This window comes from Flavobacterium aestuarii, assembly GCF_040049115.1.
Taxonomy (GTDB): Bacteria; Bacteroidota; Bacteroidia; order Flavobacteriales; family Flavobacteriaceae; genus Flavobacterium; species Flavobacterium aestuarii.
Map to the genome: position 1 here is coordinate 1 of NZ_JBDLZZ010000018.1, position 20,799 is coordinate 20,799.

22 protein-coding genes and 1 CRISPR repeat array are annotated in these 20,799 nt (G+C 33.7%); of the genes, 16 read left to right on the forward strand and 6 right to left on the reverse strand.

The genetic code is table 11. From position 1 onward, the window contains the following. Positions 1 to 74 precede the first annotated feature (74 nt). The gene (locus ABEG11_RS16085; protein WP_348825201.1) at positions 75 to 674 is read right to left on the reverse strand and encodes an NUDIX hydrolase; all 600 of its coding nucleotides are present in this window, start codon (positions 672 to 674) and stop codon (positions 75 to 77) included. A gap of 7 nt (positions 675 to 681) precedes the next feature. Between ABEG11_RS16085 and pyrE the strand changes: the two genes are divergently transcribed. Together pyrE and ABEG11_RS16095 are read left to right on the forward strand one after the other, a co-directional pair. Continuing rightward, positions 682 to 1,323, forward strand: a complete 642-nt coding sequence (gene pyrE, locus ABEG11_RS16090; RefSeq protein ID WP_348825202.1) for an orotate phosphoribosyltransferase — start codon at positions 682 to 684, stop codon at positions 1,321 to 1,323. Positions 1,324 to 1,359: 36 nt separating this feature from the next. Then, on the forward strand, positions 1,360 to 1,752 hold the full coding sequence (locus tag ABEG11_RS16095) for an SRPBCC family protein (protein WP_348825203.1): 393 nt from the start codon (positions 1,360 to 1,362) through the stop codon (positions 1,750 to 1,752). Between the two features lie 55 nt (positions 1,753 to 1,807). Here ABEG11_RS16095 and ABEG11_RS16100 read toward each other — a convergent pair whose 3' ends face one another. After that, complete coding sequence (locus ABEG11_RS16100) at positions 1,808 to 2,536, reverse strand: biotin--[acetyl-CoA-carboxylase] ligase (RefSeq protein WP_348825204.1); 729 nt, start codon at positions 2,534 to 2,536, stop codon at positions 1,808 to 1,810. A gap of 96 nt (positions 2,537 to 2,632) precedes the next feature. Between ABEG11_RS16100 and rsfS the strand changes: the two genes are divergently transcribed. From rsfS to ABEG11_RS16135, 7 genes are all read left to right on the forward strand, one after another. Continuing rightward, positions 2,633 to 3,004, forward strand: a complete 372-nt coding sequence (gene rsfS, locus ABEG11_RS16105; RefSeq protein WP_348825205.1) for a ribosome silencing factor — start codon at positions 2,633 to 2,635, stop codon at positions 3,002 to 3,004. 15 nt (positions 3,005 to 3,019) lie between these two features. Then, positions 3,020 to 4,945: an ATP-dependent zinc metalloprotease FtsH gene (gene ftsH, locus ABEG11_RS16110; protein ID WP_348825206.1), complete on the forward strand. Its 1,926-nt coding sequence runs from the start codon at positions 3,020 to 3,022 to the stop codon at positions 4,943 to 4,945. Between the two features lie 109 nt (positions 4,946 to 5,054). Then, on the forward strand, positions 5,055 to 5,657 hold the full coding sequence (locus ABEG11_RS16115) for an LUD domain-containing protein (RefSeq protein WP_348825207.1): 603 nt from the start codon (positions 5,055 to 5,057) through the stop codon (positions 5,655 to 5,657). A gap of 1 nt (position 5,658) precedes the next feature. After that, entirely contained in the window at positions 5,659 to 6,510 is an 852-nt protein-coding gene (locus tag ABEG11_RS16120) for a phosphatidate cytidylyltransferase (protein WP_348825208.1), read from the forward strand. After that, positions 6,500 to 7,153 carry a phosphatidylserine decarboxylase family protein gene (locus ABEG11_RS16125; RefSeq protein WP_348825209.1) on the forward strand — a complete coding sequence of 218 codons (654 nt, stop codon included), beginning with the start codon at positions 6,500 to 6,502 and terminating at the stop codon, positions 7,151 to 7,153. The genes ABEG11_RS16120 and ABEG11_RS16125 overlap by 11 nt, the downstream gene beginning before the upstream one ends. Further along, positions 7,153 to 7,419: an acyl-CoA-binding protein gene (locus ABEG11_RS16130; RefSeq protein WP_348825210.1), complete on the forward strand. Its 267-nt coding sequence runs from the start codon at positions 7,153 to 7,155 to the stop codon at positions 7,417 to 7,419. The genes ABEG11_RS16125 and ABEG11_RS16130 overlap by 1 nt, the downstream gene beginning before the upstream one ends. 111 nt (positions 7,420 to 7,530) lie before the next feature. Then, positions 7,531 to 8,307 carry a superoxide dismutase gene (locus tag ABEG11_RS16135; protein WP_348825211.1) on the forward strand — a complete coding sequence of 259 codons (777 nt, stop codon included), beginning with the start codon at positions 7,531 to 7,533 and terminating at the stop codon, positions 8,305 to 8,307. A 59-nt stretch (positions 8,308 to 8,366) separates the two neighbouring features. Here the strand turns inward: ABEG11_RS16135 and ABEG11_RS16140 are convergent, their stop codons facing one another. Next, complete coding sequence (locus ABEG11_RS16140) at positions 8,367 to 10,235, reverse strand: alpha-amylase family protein (RefSeq protein WP_348825212.1); 1,869 nt, start codon at positions 10,233 to 10,235, stop codon at positions 8,367 to 8,369. A 287-nt stretch (positions 10,236 to 10,522) separates the two neighbouring features. Here ABEG11_RS16140 and ABEG11_RS16145 point away from each other — a divergent pair, with 287 nt between their 5' ends. The 7 genes from ABEG11_RS16145 (at position 10,523) to cas2 (ending at position 18,050) form a co-directional block, all read left to right on the forward strand. Beyond that, positions 10,523 to 12,175, forward strand: coding sequence for an OstA-like protein (locus ABEG11_RS16145; protein WP_348825213.1), 1,653 nt, complete (start codon positions 10,523 to 10,525; stop codon positions 12,173 to 12,175). Between the two features lie 58 nt (positions 12,176 to 12,233). After that, entirely contained in the window at positions 12,234 to 13,070 is an 837-nt protein-coding gene (lgt, locus tag ABEG11_RS16150; protein WP_348825214.1) for a prolipoprotein diacylglyceryl transferase, read from the forward strand. A gap of 24 nt (positions 13,071 to 13,094) precedes the next feature. Next, positions 13,095 to 14,276: an aspartate aminotransferase family protein gene (locus ABEG11_RS16155; RefSeq protein ID WP_348825215.1), complete on the forward strand. Its 1,182-nt coding sequence runs from the start codon at positions 13,095 to 13,097 to the stop codon at positions 14,274 to 14,276. A 226-nt stretch (positions 14,277 to 14,502) separates the two neighbouring features. Further along, a complete protein-coding gene (locus tag ABEG11_RS16160; protein WP_348825216.1) occupies positions 14,503 to 15,900 on the forward strand; it encodes a tetratricopeptide repeat protein in 1,398 nt (465 codons plus the stop codon). Next, positions 15,900 to 16,649 (forward strand): shikimate dehydrogenase family protein, encoded by a 750-nt coding sequence (locus ABEG11_RS16165; RefSeq protein WP_348825217.1) that lies wholly within the window; start codon positions 15,900 to 15,902, stop codon positions 16,647 to 16,649. The genes ABEG11_RS16160 and ABEG11_RS16165 overlap by 1 nt, the downstream gene beginning before the upstream one ends. A gap of 181 nt (positions 16,650 to 16,830) precedes the next feature. Next, on the forward strand, positions 16,831 to 17,745 hold the full coding sequence (cas1, locus tag ABEG11_RS16170) for a type II CRISPR-associated endonuclease Cas1 (RefSeq protein WP_348825218.1): 915 nt from the start codon (positions 16,831 to 16,833) through the stop codon (positions 17,743 to 17,745). After that, positions 17,721 to 18,050: a CRISPR-associated endonuclease Cas2 gene (cas2, locus tag ABEG11_RS16175; protein ID WP_194642201.1), complete on the forward strand. Its 330-nt coding sequence runs from the start codon at positions 17,721 to 17,723 to the stop codon at positions 18,048 to 18,050. The genes cas1 and cas2 overlap by 25 nt, the downstream gene beginning before the upstream one ends. Here the strand turns inward: cas2 and ABEG11_RS16180 are convergent. The 3 genes from ABEG11_RS16180 to ABEG11_RS16190 form a co-directional block, all read right to left on the reverse strand. Continuing rightward, on the reverse strand, positions 18,047 to 18,199 hold the full coding sequence (locus ABEG11_RS16180; protein WP_348825219.1) for a hypothetical protein: 153 nt from the start codon (positions 18,197 to 18,199) through the stop codon (positions 18,047 to 18,049). The two genes, cas2 and ABEG11_RS16180, sit on opposite strands and share 4 nt — an antisense overlap. Before the next feature lie 104 nt (positions 18,200 to 18,303). Continuing rightward, positions 18,304 to 18,669 (reverse strand): hypothetical protein, encoded by a 366-nt coding sequence (locus tag ABEG11_RS16185; RefSeq protein ID WP_348825220.1) that lies wholly within the window; start codon positions 18,667 to 18,669, stop codon positions 18,304 to 18,306. Positions 18,670 to 18,917: 248 nt separating this feature from the next. Next, positions 18,918 to 20,531: a CRISPR direct-repeat array (repeat unit 36 nt; unit sequence AATATCGTGTTTTCTAATCTTTAATCAAACCACAAC). Positions 20,532 to 20,653: 122 nt separating this feature from the next. Then, a complete protein-coding gene (locus ABEG11_RS16190; RefSeq protein WP_348825221.1) occupies positions 20,654 to 20,788 on the reverse strand; it encodes a hypothetical protein in 135 nt (44 codons plus the stop codon). Between the last annotated feature and the right edge of the window lie 11 nt (positions 20,789 to 20,799).

A 20,799-nucleotide genomic window follows, 5' to 3' on the forward strand; every position in this document is an offset into this window, starting at 1 on the left:
GTTTCTAATAAAGCTTACATTGTTTGTATTTGGATTACAATTAAACAAATCAATTAACTAGCAACTTGAATTAATTATTTATTCATATCGTCTTCAAATAGCAATTTTATATTTTCGTAGGAATTCTGCAAAGCTTCTTTTATTTGTTCTGGATTCAGCCAGGCAACTTTTTCGATACCCTCTTCAATTTGACCAATTGGAGTTCCTTCATAATCAGTATACATCACAAACCAATGAGTAATTTTTAATTTGTATTTACCATTTCGCTTAAAAACATGGTAGGTTTTTTGAAGCTTTTCTTTAATTTTAAGACCGCTCACTCCCGTTTCCTCCTCGACCTCACGTGTTGCAGCATCTTCAATCAATTCTCCTTTTTGTGAGCCACCTTTTGGCAAGTCCCACTTTCCATTTCTAAAAATAAATAAAACCTCCCCTTTTTTATTATATACTAATCCGCCGCCAGCTTTATTTACGGGAATTTTTGCCTTCAAAGTTTTCATGATCACGCTTTCGTCTGGATGATAGAGATACGCTTTCTTAATTTTATTCTGGAACATTTTTATTATAACCTGCTCAACATCAATACTATCCAATAAAAAAAGCTGAAAATCAGTTTCCTTCGAAATTTGATTTGTCAAAAAAAGTGGTTTGTCGTTAACAAAAACTTTATACATTTGTATTATGATTTTTAATAAAGATACAGCCGAAAAAACAGCCGAATTGCTTTTGCAAATAAATGCAATTAAATTGAATCCAGGAAATCCTTTTACATGGGCTTCTGGATGGAAATCGCCAATATATTGCGATAATCGTTTAATCCTCTCGTTTCCAGCCATAAGAAATTATGTTAGAGACGAATTTTCTAAAAACATCGAAAAACAGTTTGGAAAACCAGATGTTATTGCTGGTGTAGCCACTGGCGCAATAGGCATTGGAATGCTTGTTGCAGAGAGTATGGGATTGCCTTTTGTATATGTGCGCCCAGAACCAAAAAAACATGGCCGACAAAATCAAGTAGAAGGTTTTCTGCAAAAAGGACAAAGCGTAGTAATTATTGAAGATTTAATAAGCACTGGAAACAGCAGCCTGCTTGCCGTTGAAGGCTTACGAGAAGCAGGAGCAGTAATAAAAGGGATGGCCGCCATTTTTACTTATGGATTTGACATTGCAGATCAAAACTTTAAAAATGCAGAAATCGATTTATATACACTGAGTAATTATCAAAATTTATTGAATTTGGCAGTTGCAAAGAGCTATATTACCGAAAAAGAAGAGCAGACACTGCGAGAGTGGAATATTAGCCCATCAACCTGGAATGTATAATATACTGCACAATCAGAATACAAATAAAATATTATTATGAATTTAGAAAGCCCAAGGGTTAAAGTTGAAAAATCTGCTGAGGAATTATTCAATTTATTAACTGATGTAAAAAACTTCGAAAAATTAATGCCTGATAATATTGCAAAATTTGAGATTACAGGCGAAGATGCTTTTATTTTTGGTTTAAAGGGAATGCCTGAAATCAAATTGAAGATGAAAGATAAAACTGCTCCAAATAAAGTTATTTTAGGCGCAGCAAGTGACAAGCTTCCATTTACATTAACCGCAAATATAGATAGTGTATCAGAACAGTCAAGTGCCGTAAAACTAGATTTTGAGGGAGAATTTAACGCAATGATGGCTATGATGGTAAAAGGGCCTATTTCAAAATTTATCGAAACATTAGCTAATAACATGACGAAGCTGTAAATAAGTTTTTCGTAAAAAATTAAAGCCTTTTAGTTTCTCGCTAAAAGGCTTTTTTTTAGTACAGCATTTGTACTTCCTTCAGATTATATTCGCAAATACTGTCATCTTCTAATTGAATCAGAAGCTTTCCATTTTCTGATACACCTTTTATAATACCCATAAAATTGTTGTCATACTCATCTGAAAAAGCAGCAGGAATGCCAATTTTAAATAATCCATTAGTATATTCTTCCCATAAAAAGGAAAATCTGGCACTGAAATCTGTTATTATTTTTTTTATTTCTGATATAATTTTAAAAAGGATTTCCTCTTTATCAAAATTAGCATGGCAGATTATAGATAATGAAGAAGCGCGGGGCAGATTCACAAATTCAGTCTGATTTACATTTAGTCCAATCCCTACGATAGAAGCAATAGTACCATCCCCTTTCATGCTATTTTCTATTAATATGCCACCAATTTTTTTATTTGCTGACATAATGTCGTTTGGCCATTTGACGCTTAATGCCGGAATATTATACTTTTTTAAAGCCCGGATAACTGCAAGCGATACAACAACATTAAGATTAAAAACGTCTTCATAATTAAACAAAAAACCTTTAATCAAAACACTCATTATAAGATTCTTACCAGGTTCAGAATCCCATTTTGCTCCCATCTGACCCTTTCCTTTGTACTGAGTCTCAGCTGTAACAACTGTAAAATTTTGAACCTCTTGCCTGTTCGATAAACCTTTGAGAAACTCATTTGTAGAATCTATGGCATCGAGTTTGATTAGCTTCATCTATATTTATTTTGAGAAACATAATTTAATATTATGTTAACGGTTCAAAATTAATCACAAAAAATGGTAACTTTACAAATTCATACAAAAAAATAAATGGCGAAAAAGACTATAAACAATGATGCTCTATTGGCAAACATCATAAAAGGAATAGAAGAAGTAAAAGGAAATGATATCGATATTTTAGATTTAAGAGAAATAGACACCGCAGTTTGTGACTATTTTGTAATATGCAATGGAAACTCAAATACTCAAGTGAATGCCATTGTTAATTCAATCCAAAAAACAGTTTCTAAAGATTTAAAAGACAAACCTTGGCATGTTGAAGGTTCAGATGTAGCCGAATGGGTATTAATGGATTATGTTCACATAGTGGTGCATGTATTTCAAAAACACATTCGTGAATATTACAACATCGAAAGTCTTTGGGGTGATGCCAAAATCACTAAAATCGAAAATAAATATTAAAGAAATAATCTTCTAATGGCTAAAGAAAATAACCCGAACCCAAATAAATTTAAGGTCAGCCCGTGGCTAGTATATACTGCAATAATATTAATTTTTTTAGCAATAAGCTTTGCAACTGGCGGATCTAATTTTCAAGAACCTGGGCAGTTAAAATCATCTGAGATTGATAACATGCTGGCTAAAGGACAAATTAAAAATGTTGTCATTTTCAATAATAAAGATGCTGAAATTTATCTTTCGGATGCTGCATTAAAAGATCCTGTTAACAAAAAAGTAGCTAAAAATGTTTTAGATCAGCCGAATAAGGGACCTCATTATGTAACCAAATTTGGGGATCTAAAATCATTTCAGGAAAAACTTGACAAAGCAAAGGCTGAAAAAAAATTAGCCGACTATGACTTCAAAGATTCAAGCAACTGGAGTGATATATTTATAAGCCTGTTACCTATTATAATTATTATAGGTGTCTGGATTTTTATCATGCGAAAAATGTCTGGAGGCCCTGGTGGCGGAGGTGGCCAGATTTTTAACATCGGTAAATCAAAAGCTAAGCTTTTTGACGAAAAAACAGATATTAAAACTACATTTAAAGATGTTGCTGGCTTAGAAGGCGCTAAAGAAGAGATACAGGAAATTGTAGAATTCCTGAAAAACCCTGAAAAATACACCAATCTAGGAGGAAAGATTCCTAAAGGAGCACTATTAGTTGGACCTCCAGGAACAGGTAAAACTTTATTGGCAAAAGCTGTTGCCGGTGAAGCGCAAGTACCATTCTTCTCTTTATCTGGTTCTGATTTTGTCGAAATGTTTGTAGGAGTTGGTGCTTCACGTGTGCGAGACCTTTTCAAACAAGCCAAAGAAAAATCTCCAGCAATTATTTTCATTGACGAAATTGATGCTGTTGGCCGCGCCAGAGGAAAAAGCAACATGTCTGGCGGAAATGATGAAAGAGAAAATACTCTGAATCAATTACTGACTGAGATGGATGGTTTTGGAACTAATTCGAATGTAATTGTTTTAGCCGCTACCAACAGGGCAGATGTTCTCGACAAAGCCTTAATGCGTGCTGGACGTTTTGACAGACAAATTTTTGTTGACTTGCCAGATATTCGTGAGAGAGCTGAAATTTTCCAAGTTCATTTAGGACCAATTAAAAAAGTAGAGGGGCTAGATCTTGATTTTCTTGCAAAACAGACTCCTGGCTTTTCAGGTGCCGATATTGCCAATGTTTGTAACGAAGCTGCATTAATCGCCGCAAGAAACAACAAAACCGCTGTAGACAAACAAGATTTTCTTGATGCCGTAGACAGAATTATTGGTGGACTTGAAAAGAAAAACAAAATCATTACTCCAGAAGAAAAAAGAGCAATTGCCATACACGAAGCTGGTCATGCAACGGTAAGCTGGATGCTTGAACATGCTGCACCGCTTATTAAAGTTACGATTGTGCCACGAGGACAAAGTCTAGGAGCCGCTTGGTATCTTCCTGAGGAAAGACAAATCGTGAGAACAGATCAGATGTTAGACGAAATGTGTGCTACAATGGGAGGAAGAGCTGCTGAAAAAGTTACTTTCGACAGAATTTCAACTGGAGCATTAAGCGATCTGGAAAAAGTAACCCGTCAAGCCCGCGCAATGGTAACTATATATGGCTTAAATGATAAAATAGGAAATGTAACTTATTATGATTCATCAGGGCAAGGAGAGTATAATTTTTCAAAACCTTATTCTGATGACACTGCCAAAATAATAGATGCTGAAATTTCAGAATTAATTGAAAGCCAATACGAAAGAGCTATTAAAATTCTAGAAGAAAATAAAGACAAACTAAATCAGCTTGCCGATATCCTGATTGAAAAAGAAGTGATCTTCAAAGATGATTTGGAAGCTATATTCGGGCAAAGAACTTTCGACAAAAATTTGGGCGAAGTAGTTTCATAATTTAAAAATTAACAAATATTTAAAATCTTAATTCAAAACCACATTTTTGAATTAAGATTTTTTTATCTTTGAACGTTTTCAAGTCACACAAAACGATTATTAACAAATTATGAATCTTTTTAAAAAATTATTTGGTGCTAATTCTCCTTCATCAGATGAAGGCGGAAGTGATAATTCCAATAGGCCAAATCCAGATATTAACTCCCCTTTGGATGAACAATTCATCTATAATTTTAAAAAAAATGGAGGGAAATTTTTATACTGCGAAAATTTAGAGGAAGTAAAAGAACAATTTGAAAATATACTTGAAGAAAATGATTGGTTTGAATGCGAAGCCTTATGCTATGAGTCTAATTTATTCTTTCTGTTAGATGAAAACAAGCTTGCATATGGGCAAAATATAAATCCCAAATTTTTATTATCCAGCTGTGAAAACTTAGTTGCCGAGGAAGGATCTATTTTATTTTCATCTAATCAGATAAAACAAAAAAAACCAAATGACTTGCCAGCCAACATAGTGATTTTGGCAAAAACGAGTCAAATTGTGGAAGGCAAAAGTGATGGTCTTAGTGCTATCCGAAGAAAATATTTAACAGAATACCCTACCAATATTACTACTATCAAATATTTTGAAAAAGCAAAAGAAGAAGATTTTACACAGTACGGAAGCTCTGCTAAAAATTTATACCTTTTGCTCTTAGAAGATCTTTAAAATGAATGAAACACTAAAAAGATCAATATCTGGGGCTGTTTATATTTTATTGTTAATCGCCTCAATACAATACTCTATAGAAACATTCTTTATTCTATTTGGAGTTTTTTTACTTATTGCTGTATCCGAATTTTGCAACTTAGTACATTTAAACAAAATAGCCCCAATTATAATTGCCGGCTTATTCTATTATTTTTTTTATAGAATTGCCGTTGCCGAAAAGAGTGACGGGATTTTATACATATTAAGATATAGCAGGAATTTTGATTTAGCAGTATTATTTTCGTCTCTAATTGTTTCCCTAAAATGTATTGTCTTTTTATTTGATAATAAAAATTTGAAGGTAGATTCCTTTTCAAAATTTGCCTATCTGGTAGGCTATATTGTTCTTCCTTTTATTATCATTACAAAAATACCTTTTGGGATTAAAGGCTACAATCCTAATATCCTTATCAGTATATTTATTTTGATATGGACTAATGATACATTTGCCTATTTAGTTGGCAAATCCATTGGGAAACATAAATTATTTGAGAGGATTTCACCTAAAAAAACCATAGAAGGGTTTCTTGGCGGTATTGGATTTGCAGTAATTGCAAGTTATTTTATTTCAAAATATTTTTTAATGCTCCCAGAAAAAAACACCTACATTTGGCTCATAATAGCAGTAATTGTTGGTATTTTTGGAACTGTTGGAGATTTAGTCGAATCTAAATTCAAACGGATTTCAGAAAAAAAAGACAGTGGAAACATCATGCCTGGACATGGGGGCATTCTAGATCGATTAGATAGTGTTATCTTTGTCGCACCAATTATATTTTTATTCTATCAAATTTTAAATTATGTTTCATAAAGAAGGAAATCAAAGTATTTTATTAGGCACCATTTTTACAGCGGTGATTTTTTTAGTGGCGGATTATTTTATCCAAATAGAATGGCTCAAAATCACTATTGAAATTATCACCCTCTTATTATTGATTATCATTCTGCAGTTTTTCAGAAATCCAAAGAGATCTGTAGAAATTAATGAAAATCATGTTATAGCTCCTGTTGACGGAAAAGTGGTTGTTATAGAAGAAGTTTTTGAAAGTGAATATTTTAAAGACAAAAGAATTCAGGTTTCAATATTTATGTCGCCAATAAATGTTCACGTAACTCGTTATGCAATAAGCGGATTAGTAAAATTCAGCAAATACCATCCTGGCAAATTTCTTGTAGCCTGGCATCCAAAAGCCAGTGAAGAAAATGAAAGAACAACTATTGTTGTAGAAAATGAAACTTTTGGCGCGATTTTGTACCGTCAGATTGCGGGTGCTTTAGCCAAACGTATTGTCAATTATGCAAAAGAAGGCATGCAAGTCGTACAAGGTACCGATGCAGGTTTTATTAAATTTGGCTCAAGAGTTGATATTTTTCTGCCTTTGGGTACTCCAATAAACGTGGTTCTAAATCAAAAAGCAATTGGAGGAAAAACTATAATTGCAACTAAAGCTTAATGACTGGCGAAGATTTAGATAAAAAATTTCAGGAAGCTGTAGAAATTGCTTCATTAATGACGCAAGCATCTTTGCCACAAGATGTACAATTACGCCTTTATGCATTTTACAAACAGGCTACATTTGACAAAAGCAACTTTACAGTTACTGATAACTCAGATTTAAGAAATGCTTTTAAAACCAATGCATGGATCCAAATCAGCCACCTTACACAAGACGAAGCTAAAAAAAATTACATCAAATTAATTCACTCCTTAGTAAAGTAATTGTATTATTTTTTATCAAAACAAGCGTGATTGCAAGTTTATTACAAACAGCAAAAACAATTATATAAATTCTCCTGATTAAATATCAAGGATTTCGATAAATATCTACATATGAAAAGACAAACTTTTATTTTAACAAGCCTGCTATTTATTTCAGTTTTAGTTTCTTGTAATGAAAAAAAAATGACGGAGGTTGTAGAGGTTCCTTTGCCAACAGTACAGGAAAAAATAAAAATAGGAAACCCAAATGATATAAAAGCTGATGAAGGCTCATTCCAGATGGAAAAAATCGCTTTTGGTTACGATGCGTTAACACCCGAACTTTCGGCCTTGACACTGGAGTCCCATTATAAAAATTACCTTTATTATACAAACACTCTAAATAAGGCAGTTTTAGGAACGAAATTTGAAAATCTCACTATTGAGGATTTACTTAAAACATTAGATATAAATGATCCTGTAATACGCAACAATGCTGGCGGGTATTACAACCATAGCCTATATTTTAAGACCATTTCTCCAAAAGCCGGAGGAGAGCCAAAAGACACATTGGCATCAAGTATCAATAAGGACTTTGGTTCTTTTTCTAATTTTAAAACTTTATTTAAAGAAACAGCTACGAAACAATTTGGATCTGGCTGGGTCTGGCTCGTTGTAGATAAGACAGGAGTACTTCAATTAACAACTACTCAGGATCAAGACAATCCATTAATGACTTATGCTCCTGTGACAGGTTTCCACGGAACACCAATTTTAGGGATTGATCTTTGGGAACATGCCTATTTCCTGGATTATCAATACAAAAAGAAAAATTATGTTGATGCTTTTTTTAATATTGTAAATTGGGAAAAGGTGAACGAAAATTACAAAGCCACTTTTAAAAAGTAAGGAATAAAAAAAGCTGATATCTAAAAAATATCAGCTTTTTTTTATCATCTAAAACTGTATTATAACTGAAAAATAAATGATTCTAAAGGTTTTATGGCAATCGAAGCTTTTCCTTCGCCATTTGCAACTATCAACTGAACAGAATTACTATACAATTGGTCTTTTAAAGTATAACTGCCATCTTTTAAATTCCATTTGCTAATGATATCAGCAGGAATTTTTAACTCAAAACTGTGTGAGGCTTCTGCCGAAAAATTGGTAAGTACAATTAACTTTTCGGTATTTGACCAGCGAACAAATGAATACAGATGATTCGGATCATATCCAAGACCTGCATGACGGTTTATTTCCTGAAGATCTTGAAATTGCCCCATTACCGCCGAACTTTTAGCAGAGAAATTCAGCAATCTTTTATAAAAATCACGCAGCTCTTTTTCGCTTTGCGAAAGTTTTCCTCCATCAAAAGCGCCATCGTTCATCCATCTTTGATGATTGGGAACACCTACATAATCAAAAATGGATGTTCTGGAATGTGAGCCGAATCCTCCGTTTTCATTTCCAGCCTCCCCTACTTCCTGACCAAAATAAATCATAATTGGTGCCGAAGTTATCATTGCAGAAACCACCATCATTGGCTTTCCCTTCTCGGCAGAACCTGCAAATTCAGGGCTTGCCAATCGCTGCTCATCATGATTATCTAAAAATTTCAGCATATGAACATCAATATCAGCCAATCCACTCTGAATATACGATAATCCATCTGGAGGAGTTTTCCCTTGAATAATATCTTTCAGTTTATCATAAGTCTCTACTTTATCATACAGATAATCCATTTTGCCCAAATAAATATAATTGCGGTATTCTTTTGGATTGTAAACCTCTGCCATCAAAAAAGCATCTGGATTTACATTCTTTATCGCCGAGTTCATATAGCTCCAAAATTCATATGGAACCATTTCGGCCATATCGTATCGAAAACCATCCACACCTTTGGCTGTCCAATACAGAGCAATATCTCTAAATTTTACCCAAGAACTTGGAACACTTTTATCTTTCCAGAACTCAAAATGCTCTTTACAGGAAAGCTTATCAAAACCAGCTGGCAATTCAGGAAAATCCTTTGTACCATCTGGCCTGATTCCATAATTTACTTTAACAGTTTCGTACCAGTCATTTTTATCAGGCTTTGCCATCCGGGATCCGTTTCCTGTCCATTTGGCTGGATTTTCATCAAACTTGCCATCAATCAGAGGATTGTTTTCACCGTTTAAAGGTTTATCTCCATCAGGCAATTGAAATGGAGTGTTTGGAATGTAATAAAAGTTATTGTCTCGTTTGTATTCAACAGTTACATCATCATCGGCACCAAAATCCCTTACCCCTACCGGATTATTTTTACCCTCATATTTACGGGCAATATGATTAGGAACAATATCAATAATCACTTTCAGATCTGCTTTGTGAGTACGTTTTATCAACGCTTCAAATTCTTCTAGACGTTTCTCTGGATTTACAGCCAAGTCTGGATTGACATTGTAGTAATCTTTGACAGCGTAAGGAGAACCAGCTCTTCCTTTTACCACTTCTGGATCATCATTTGAAATTCCTATTGCCGTATAATCCCTTATAACAGCATGATGAGGAACTCCAGTGTACCAGATATGAGTAGCTCCAAGATCTTTTATTTCATGAAGGGCTTTATCTGTAAAATCGTTAAATTTTCCAACGCCATTTTCTTCAATAGTTCCCCAGGGTTTGTTTGTCGTGTTTTTATTTCCAAATAATCGGGTAAAAACTTGATAAACTACAGCTTTATTCTCAGAAACGGTTTCACTCTTTTGTACACTCATTTTTACATCTTTAGTTTTACATGCTACAGTCATAAGCATAAGACCTATTCCTGCCACTACTATTTTTTTTGCGCTCATTTTTTTAAATCATAAAAATTAAAAATATAAAATTTGACACTTATTTAGTATCATATCAATCAATAAATTTACTGTTTTTTCAAAAAAACACAACGGGTTCATCCTGTCTATTCCGCCATTTGGCAACTCAAAAAAGGACTACAACGTAATAGCCAATCTTATTGTTTATAACTATTTGATTATATCGAGAAATGATTTTGACATATCATCATACCCTTTTATAAATAAATCTTAATATCCATAGGGTTTGTCTCAATTTTCATAAATTTACAAAAAAATTGAGACCCTTGAAGAAATCTTTATATTTCATTATCTGCAGCCTTATATTGCTTAGTGCGAATCAAATTTTGGCTCAAGCTTCAAAAAAAATTATAATTGAACAGTCTGACTTTGTCGATGTAGACAAAGAAAAGTATCCTGATGCTGTATTGCTTACCCGAAACGTACGAGTAAGTCATGATGGCGTGATCCTGACTTGCAATAAGGCTTATTTTTTTCAAAAAGAAAATTATCTGAAAGCTTTTGGAAATGTTCAACTGGTACAAGGAGATACATTGTATTTAAATAGCAATTATGCAGAATACAGTGGCGAATTAAAAAAAGCATTTGCAACAGGCAACGCTGTTATGACTTCGCCAGATGCTACTTTAGCTACCGATACCATAAATTTTGACAGAAACAGTCAAGAAGTTTTTTATAACACAAATGGAACAATTGTCAATAAAGACAATACCCTAAAAAGCAAATCCGGCAGATATTATGTCAAGCAGAAGAAATTTCAGTTTCTGACAGCGGTGACGCTTACCAATAAAACATACGAAATCAAATCAAATCATCTGGATTATTATAGCAATTCAGGCCATTCTTATTTATTTGGACCATCTACAATCACCAGTAAAGCTAATTATATTTATACTGAAAAGGGATTTTATGATACCAAAAAAAATCTCGCTCATTTTTTGGACAATTCCTATATCAGGTATGATGACCGGAAAATAAAAGGAGACAGTTTGTATTATGACCGGAATAAGGAATTTGCTTCGGCAACACGAAATGTAAAAATAACTGATTCTGTCAATCGTGGCGTGGTGCGTGGACATTATGCAGAATTATTCAAAAAGAAAGACTCCATGTTTGTAACCAAAAGGGCTTTGGCGGTTAACTTCGTAGACAATGACTCGGTTTATATTCATGGAAAAAAACTGATGGTTACCGGTAAAGAAGGGAACCGGATTATTCGCGCTTTCAACAATGTCCGATTTTATAAAACCGATATGAGCGGCAAATGTGATTCAATCCACTCCAGTTCCAAAATAGGATTGACAAAATTGATAAGAAATCCAATACTCTGGAATGGCGAAAGTCAAATTACTGGTGATGTAATGCATCTTATTGCAGATCAGAAAACTCAAAAATTAGATTCACTAAAAGTACTCAACAATACTTTTCTCGTCTCAAAAGACACTCTTGGAACTGGATACAATCAAACTAAAGGACAAAATTTATTTGGAAAATTTATAGACGGAAAACTCCATGAGGCAGATATTATAAAAAATGCTGAAGTTATTTATTATATGAGAAATGATGCAAAAGAGCTTATCGGAATCAACAAAAATGTCAGCAGTAAAATCAATATTGTTTTTGATAAAAACACAATTGAAACAATTACATTTTTTAAGCAAGTGGATGGGATCATTTATCCCGAAGCCGAATTGCCCGAAAATGCAAGAACGCTTCGTGGGCTGAATTGGCGTGGAGATGAAAGAATAAAATCTAAAGAAGATGTTTTCAGCCAAGAAGAAAATGCAGAAGAACTCAAAGTCATTGAAGCTACCAAAAAAGACAAAGCAAAAGAAAGTGTGCCAATGAAAGTGCGGAAGGAAACTTTGAACTATGATAAGAAAAAATCTTCAACACGTAAAGAAGGAGAAAAGAAATAGCCAAAAATGTTTTAGTTTTTAAGTTTCAATTTCACAAGTGTAACCCTAAAAAATATTTATGATAAATAAAATTGTTTACTGGAATACTGATCCAGCCATTTATTGGATAACTGACAGCTTTCCTTTAAAATATTATGGACTATTTTTTGCAATCGGTATTTTACTGGGATACAACATTGTTAAAAAAATATTTATCAAAGAAGATATCCGAGTAGAAATACTTGATAATCTTTTGATTTATATAATAGCAGGAACAATTCTCGGCGCAAGATTAGGTCATTGTCTTTTTTATGAACCTGATTATTTTTTGCAGCATCCAATAGAAATTCTTTTGCCAATAAAAAAAATTGGCGGTATTTATAAATTTACTGGTTTTCAGGGATTAGCAAGCCACGGCGGAACAATCGGAGTATTTATCGCTGTTTTATTATTCTACAGAAAAAACAGAGTAAATCTATTATGGCTTTTAGATCGAATAGCAATTGCAGTTCCCGTAACAGCCGCTTTTATCCGATTGGGTAATTTTATGAATTCTGAGATTTATGGAAAGCCAACTAACGGAAACTGGGGAGTAGTTTTTCAAAAAGATGATTTAATTCCAAGACACCCAACACAATTATACGAAGCATTTTCCTATTTTCTTATTTTCTTAATTGCATTCTTTTTATATCAATCAGATCAAATAAAAAAAAGAAATGGCTTCATATTTGGTATCTTTTTGATATTATTATTTTCTGCCCGTTTCATAATTGAATTTTTCAAAGAAAACCAAGAAACGTTCGAAAATCAAATGCCTATAAATATGGGGCAAATTCTAAGTATTCCTTTTGTATTTGCTGGAATCCTTTTAGTTATCTGGAGATTAAAAAAACACACCGAAAACCAATTCGCTTAAACAATACCTTTTTTAAACAAAATTATGAATCCTGATTTTATAAAATATCAAGCGCAGACTTCACCTTATCCTTTGGGAATGGAAGTTTCCCACGCTATTGGTTCTTATATTTATGACACTAGTAACAAAAAATATTTAGATTTTGTAGCTGGTGTTTCAGCCTGTACTCTTGGCCATCAGAATAAAAGGGTGAATGATGCTATAAAAAATCAACTCGATAAATATTCGCACGTAATGGTTTACGGTGAATATTCCCAAAGCCCAGCCGTCGAATATTGTAAATTAATGGCTTCGCTCCTGCCCGCTCCATTAGACAAAACCTATCTGGTCAACTCAGGAACCGAGGCAATCGAAGGCGCATTGAAACTAGCCAAAAGAGTAACTGGAAGAAGCCAGCTCATATCATGTCACAATGCCTATCATGGCAACACCATGGGTTCTATGAGTGTGATGGGTTTTGAGGAACGCAAACAAGCCTTTCGCCCCCTGCTTCCAGACATTGATTTTATAACATTCAACAACGAAGACGATTTACAAAAAATCACTTCCAAAACAGCTGGAATCTTACTGGAAACGATTCAGGGCGGCGCAGGTTTTATTGAGCCTCATAATGATTTTTTAAAGAAAGTAAGAGCACGCTGCAGCGAAGTAGGCGCTCTGATGATATTGGACGAAATTCAGCCGGGGTTTGGAAGAACGGGAGCACTGTTTGGATTTCAAAACTATGATGTAGTCCCAGATATTGTAGTCATGGGAAAAGGAATGGGAGGCGGAATGCCGGTAGGTGCTTTTACTGCCTCTTCGGCAATGATGGACTTATTGACTGAAAATCCAAAATTAGGACATATTACAACCTTTGGAGGTCACCCTGTCATTGCGTCAGCTTGTCTGGCTACTTTGAAAGAATTAACTGAAACCTCAATTATTACAGATACTTTAGAGAAAGAAAAACTCTTCAGATCGCTTTTGGTACATCCTTTGATACAAGAAATAAGAGGAAGAGGATTGATGCTTGCAGCCATGACGGCGAGTGCAGACATCACAAATGAAGTAATTCTAAAATGTCAGGACAGAGGTTTAATTCTGTTTTGGTTACTTTTTGAAGGATGCGCAATTAGAATAACACCACCTCTGACCATTTCCGAAGAAGAAATCAGGGAAGGATGCGCAATTATTCTTGAAGTGATGGACGAAATGATGATTTAAGATTGCAGAATTCAGATTAAATAAATAAACATTTAAAGTTAGACATTGATTTTTGATATTGATTTTTGATATTGATTTTTGATATTGACATTGATTTTTGAATTTGATTTTTGATATTGCCATTGAAAAATCTGTTAATTAAATTGTTCACAACAAATAGAATTCTTCCTCTTTTCAACAATACGTTTCCTTAATTTTAATTTAGGATAATTTAAAAACACACAGTATGCAATTAAGCAACGAAGAAGAAGATTATAACTTATCCCTATCCAAATTTGAGTCCATGTTGAAAACCAACAAAGTGCTCTTTTTTGACTCCGAAGAATTTGAAGAAATCATCCTTCATTATCTTGATATGGGCAAGTCTGCATTGGCCAAAAAAGCTTTAAAATTAGCATTAGAACAGCACCCAAGATCCAGTGGCCTTAAATTAGTACAAGTAGAAATGCTGATTTATGATGACAAACTCGAAATGGCCGAAAAGCTATTGAATGAGCTGTATGCTATCGAACCTGCAAATGAAGAAATTTACATCCAGAAAGCTAATATCTGTTCCAAAAGAGATCAGCATGAGAAAGCAGTAGAAATGCTCAAAATAGCATTGAAATATACTGATGACTATGCCGATGTGTACAACTTAATGGGAATGGAATATCTTTTTATGGATAATCTTGAACTAGCCAAAGATAGCTTCATTAAATGTCTTGAGGAAGATTTTGAAGATCAATCGGCATTATATAATGTGGTATATTGTTTTGAATTTTTAGATCAAAATCAAGAAGCAATTGCCTATTTGAATAAATACATCAACAAAAATCCTTACAGCGAGATTGCCTGGCATCAATTAGGCCGCTTGTTTTATGGCGTGAAGGAATACGAAAGTGCTATTCATGCATTTGAATACGCAACTCTTATTGATGAAGAATTTCTTGGTGCTTTTATGGAAAAAGCAAAAGCTCTGGAACGTCTAAAAAAATATGAAGAAGCGATTGAAAGCTATAACAGAACATTGGAACTGGACGATGCTACTTCATATGCATTGCTCCGCATAGGCAAATGCTATGAAAGATTAGGCAACAAAGTGCTAGCCCTAAAATATTATAACAAAACTGTTCATGAAGATCCATTGCTGGACAAAGGCTGGATTGCAATTACCGACTTTTATGTCCGTCAGAAAAATTTCCAAAAAGCACTGTTTTTTGTCAATAAAGCATTAGCTATAGACAATCAGAACAAAATGTACTGGAAACGATTTGCTGCAATCAACAAACAGATGAATTTGTTTGAAGAAGCTGAATTTGGCTATAGAAAAGCAGTAGAATTTGGAGATTATCAGCTGGACACTTGGTTATTCTGGGTAGATATTCTTATGTTTTTAGGTGAATTCGAAAGTGCTATTCAAACATTACTGCAGGCTTCAGAATATTTTCCTGAAGAAAACGAAGTTGAATACCGTTTAGCGGGTTTGTATTTTATGCTTTCAGATAACATCAAAGCTAAATTTCACTTAAGCAATGCTTTACGGCTGAATTATGACAATTATATCCTGTTAGAAGATTTATTCCCTGTCGTTTGGGAGAAAAAAATGGTACGAAATTATATTGACAAACATAAAAAACAATAATGATTGAAGTTTTAAGGAGACGTTTTGGTTTATTAGGCCGTAATATCAGCTATTCCTTTTCAAAAGGATATTTTACAGAAAAATTCAGCAAGGAGCATTTTGAAGGCTGTACCTATGAAAATTTCGACATTCAGGAAATCAATGAGTTTACCGAATTAATAAAAAACAACAATGATCTTAACGGACTGAATGTCACCATTCCGTATAAAGAAGCAGTAATTCCTTTTTTAGACAAACTATCTAAAAATGCAGCCGAAATTGGAGCTGTAAACACCATAAAATTCACCAAAAAAGGAAAACTAAAAGGCTACAACACAGATTATTATGGTTTTCAAAAATCTCTTGAACCATTATTACAGCCACATCACAAAAAAGCATTGATTTTAGGAACTGGCGGTGCTTCCAAAGGAGTTGCTTTCGCTTTAGATCAATTAGATATTACTTATACATTTGTTTCCCGCGGGGACAAAGAAAACTGTATCGATTACAGCCTTATCAACGCCACTACGTTTGACAACTACCAGATTATCATCAACTGCACACCTGTAGGCACAAGTCCAAATGTGGATTTATTCCCGCTTATTCCCTACGAATACTTCACAGAGAAACATATTGCCTACGATTTGATTTACAACCCGGCTGAAACACAATTTCTAAGTAAAGCCAAAGCTCAGGGTACTCAGATCAAAAATGGTTTGGACATGCTTATTTTTCAGGCGGAGAAAGCCTGGAAGATATGGAATAAATAGAAAAAATACTTTTTAAACACAATACCTCAAAGCCCTCAGAAGGATTTTCCTTCTGAGGGTTTTCTGCGTAAAAACATTACTTCTCAATCTTTTCATTTACGGTTTACCGTAATACAGTCATTTAAAAACTCCGTTAATTTATGTGGATATTCAGAGGCATTTAATTTAAAAAATTAAAATCATGCTAAAAAGAACTATTCTTGTCGAAAACAAATCTTCAATCAGCACCAAAAATCTACAGCTAATTATTAAATCTGAAGTAAGAGAAAGTTCCGTTCCAATAGAAGATATAGGGTTTCTAGTTCTTGACAATCCTGAGATTTATTTGAGTATTCCAGCCATGAACCTGATGATAGAAAACAATACAGCCGTCATTATCTGTTCCAATAATCACTTGCCCAATGGCATGTTCCTGAACCTCAACAGTCATCATATACAGCAGGAAATATTCAAAAATCAAATCGAAGCTACTATTCCTCTAAAAAAACAATTATGGCAGCAGACTATAATCGAAAAAATAAAAAATCAAGGAGAATTACTAGAAAGACTGACCAAAAGTAAAAATCAATTTGATTATTTATCCACAAAAGTCCTGAGTGGCGACACCAGTAATATGGAAGGAGTTGCTGCACAGCATTATTGGAAATATTTTCCATTTCCAAATCAGGAAAAAGAAGGCATCAAAAGAGAACGCTTTGGTGATTACCCCAACAATTTTCTAAATTATGGTTATGCCATATTGAGAGCGGCCACTGCAAGAGCGATTTCAGGAAGCGGTCTGCTTAATACGCTCGGCATTCACCATAAAAGCAAATACAATGCTTTTGCCCTGGCAGATGATATTATGGAGCCTTTTAGACCAATTGTGGACGAAAAAGTATTCCAAATTATGCAACGTTATGACGAACAGGAATTGAACACCTTACTGAAATCAGAATTATTACAAATCCTTACTAGAACGGTCTATTTTAAAGACGAAAAAAGCCCTTTAATGGTTGGTTTACAAAAAACGGCCAGTTCCTTACAGCAATGTTTTACGGGAAACAGAAAAAAAATAAAATATCCTAAATTATGGAACTCAACGGGTACCGAATAATGTGGCTGTTCGTATTTTTTGATTTGCCTACCGAAACCAAAAAAGACCGTAGGAATGCATCGGGCTTTCGGAATAATCTGCTTAAGGATGGGTTTTCTATGATGCAATATTCTGTGTATGTACGTCATTGTGCCAGCAGTGAAAGTGCCGATGTACACGAAAAACGCATCCATAAACTTTTGCCTCCATTAGGAAAAGTGAGCGTTTTACGGATAACGGATAAACAATTTGGCAATATCCAGAATTTTTGGGGCAAAGCCGAAATTCCCAAAGAGCCTCAGCCCACGCAATTGGAATTGTTTTAATGATTCTCAAAAAAAGTATCAGTCATCCATTTTTCAGGATTCAAGTCAATGTAATTACTTATGTTTTGATAAGATTTCTCATTTCGAATAATGTGATCATGAAAAGATCTTTGCCAGGCAAAATCTGCAAAACCAACTTGATGAATCATTTTTGACGATGTTGTTTTAAAGGCACCAATCAAACTTGACAATGATTTTATTTTTATTTCTTTATCCTGTACCTGTACGGACAGCTCGCGAGCTGTCCCTACCGTCAATTTCTTCTTATCAATTTCTTCTTATCAATTTCAATAATCATATGAACATGATTGGGCATTATCACAAAATTATGAACATCAACATATTTATATTGCCCGGCCAGCCATTCTATTTGATTCTTTACAATTTTCCCAAATTCATTCAATTCTATCTTATTTATAAATTCATCCGAATTCATTATAATATTCAATTCATCGATATTTGATTCATCGATATCCCGTACGGACAGGTCGCGACCTGTCACTACATCAACCACCACCCCCAAACAACAGACCCTATCCTTAACACAAATCGTAACGAAATATAAATTATCACTGGAATAATCAAATCCTTGCATTCTATTTCTTTTTCTCTTTATCATAAACAATCTATTTATACATTACAACAATCTTCATGCCACCACAAATACGGACAGACCACTTGTACGGACAGGTCGCGACCTGTCCCCTCACCGAATCCAACTATAATTCTCATTATAAAAATATTGAAATCCAAATTATTACAAATAAAAAAATGCTTCAATCCTGGGTTATCAATCCAAAAAAGAAGCATTTTTTTATACGATATTTTAATTTAATCTTTTGATTATTAGAAGGTAACAGGTCAACTAATATCGTGTTTTCTAATCTTTAATCAAACCACAACCGATCCCCACTATTACTAACCCGATTGCTTAATATCGTGTTTTCTAATCTTTAATCAAACCACAACTATAAACCTTTTGTTGTAAATAAAGAAAATAATATCGTGTTTTCTAATCTTTAATCAAACCACAACTCATAAACAGTAGCAAATCCACCGCTTCCAAATATCGTGTTTTCTAATCTTTAATCAAACCACAACTCCGTATTAGTATACGAGCTATTAATTATTAATATCGTGTTTTCTAATCTTTAATCAAACCACAACCTATTAAAGTCAATTGGACACATGATGTAAAATATCGTGTTTTCTAATCTTTAATCAAACCACAACCTAATATTGTTTTTACTGTTAATTGTTCTAATATCGTGTTTTCTAATCTTTAATCAAACCACAACCTCAATGAAAAGATCTATCGGAGCATTAAAAATATCGTGTTTTCTAATCTTTAATCAAACCACAACTGCTAAAATAAAAGTTAATAAAATGAAATAAATATCGTGTTTTCTAATCTTTAATCAAACCACAACCAGAGCGTATTTATCAAGATTTACTTTTTAAATATCGTGTTTTCTAATCTTTAATCAAACCACAACCTATTGAGTTTCTAAAAGATAAAGTTGACAAATATCGTGTTTTCTAATCTTTAATCAAACCACAACTGTCAACTCATTAAGTCTAAAGGATTCAAGAATATCGTGTTTTCTAATCTTTAATCAAACCACAACTCTAATTGTTCGTTATCTGCGTTCAAACCAAATATCGTGTTTTCTAATCTTTAATCAAACCACAACTGGAGTTTTTGACAAACAAAGCTCCTGAAGAATATCGTGTTTTCTAATCTTTAATCAAACCACAACTATGAGTATTGTAAGCCTAAAGTTCTTATAATATCGTGTTTTCTAATCTTTAATCAAACCACAACTGTATGGCGATGACGGTGTTAACTTTCAAGAATATCGTGTTTTCTAATCTTTAATCAAACCACAACCCTATCGAATGATATACCTCGCCTGATGACAATATCGTGTTTTCTAATCTTTAATCAAACCACAACCTGAACTGATAAAAGAAGCGATGCGAAACGAATATCGTGTTTTCTAATCTTTAATCAAACCACAACCCGCAAGCAGTATTTGAAATCTTTGAATTAATATCGTGTTTTCTAATCTTTAATCAAACCACAACACCGCAACTGCAGTGGCTTTTCTTCCAAACAATATCGTGTTTTCTAATCTTTAATCAAACCACAACCAGTACATGAGCTTATGGTTGAAACTAACGAATATCGTGTTTTCTAATCTTTAATCAAACCACAACATAAGTGGCTGAATATCTTTTTTTACATCAAATATCGTGTTTTCTAATCTTTAATCAAACCACAACTTATCGAAAAAAGTTCCGATTCATTCGGGAATATCGTGTTTTCTAATCTTTAATCAAACCACAACTCAATTTGAGGGCTTTAGACTTTGGTATAAATATCGTGTTTTCTAATCTTTAATCAAACCACAACGCTTAATTTGTTCAGCATTTCGGAATTAGAATATCGTGTTTTCTAATCTTTAATCAAACCACAACTGTAAGTTCTCGCGCCCCTGTCGGGCGGACGCCAGAATTTTCAGTTGTGGTTTGAGATGTTTAAGAGTTTGAAAAACTTTATGTCAAAGAACATTCTGCGTTTGTTTGTGATTCCTGACAAACTAAACATTATATTTTTTCTTGATATCAGCTAATAGCTCTTCCTTTGTTTTGGTACTAAAACCACTTTTCTCCGCTTTATCAATTTTTGCTTGGATTTTTGCGATTTGTTCTTTTGTTAATTTTGATTCATCCATAATGTTTTTTT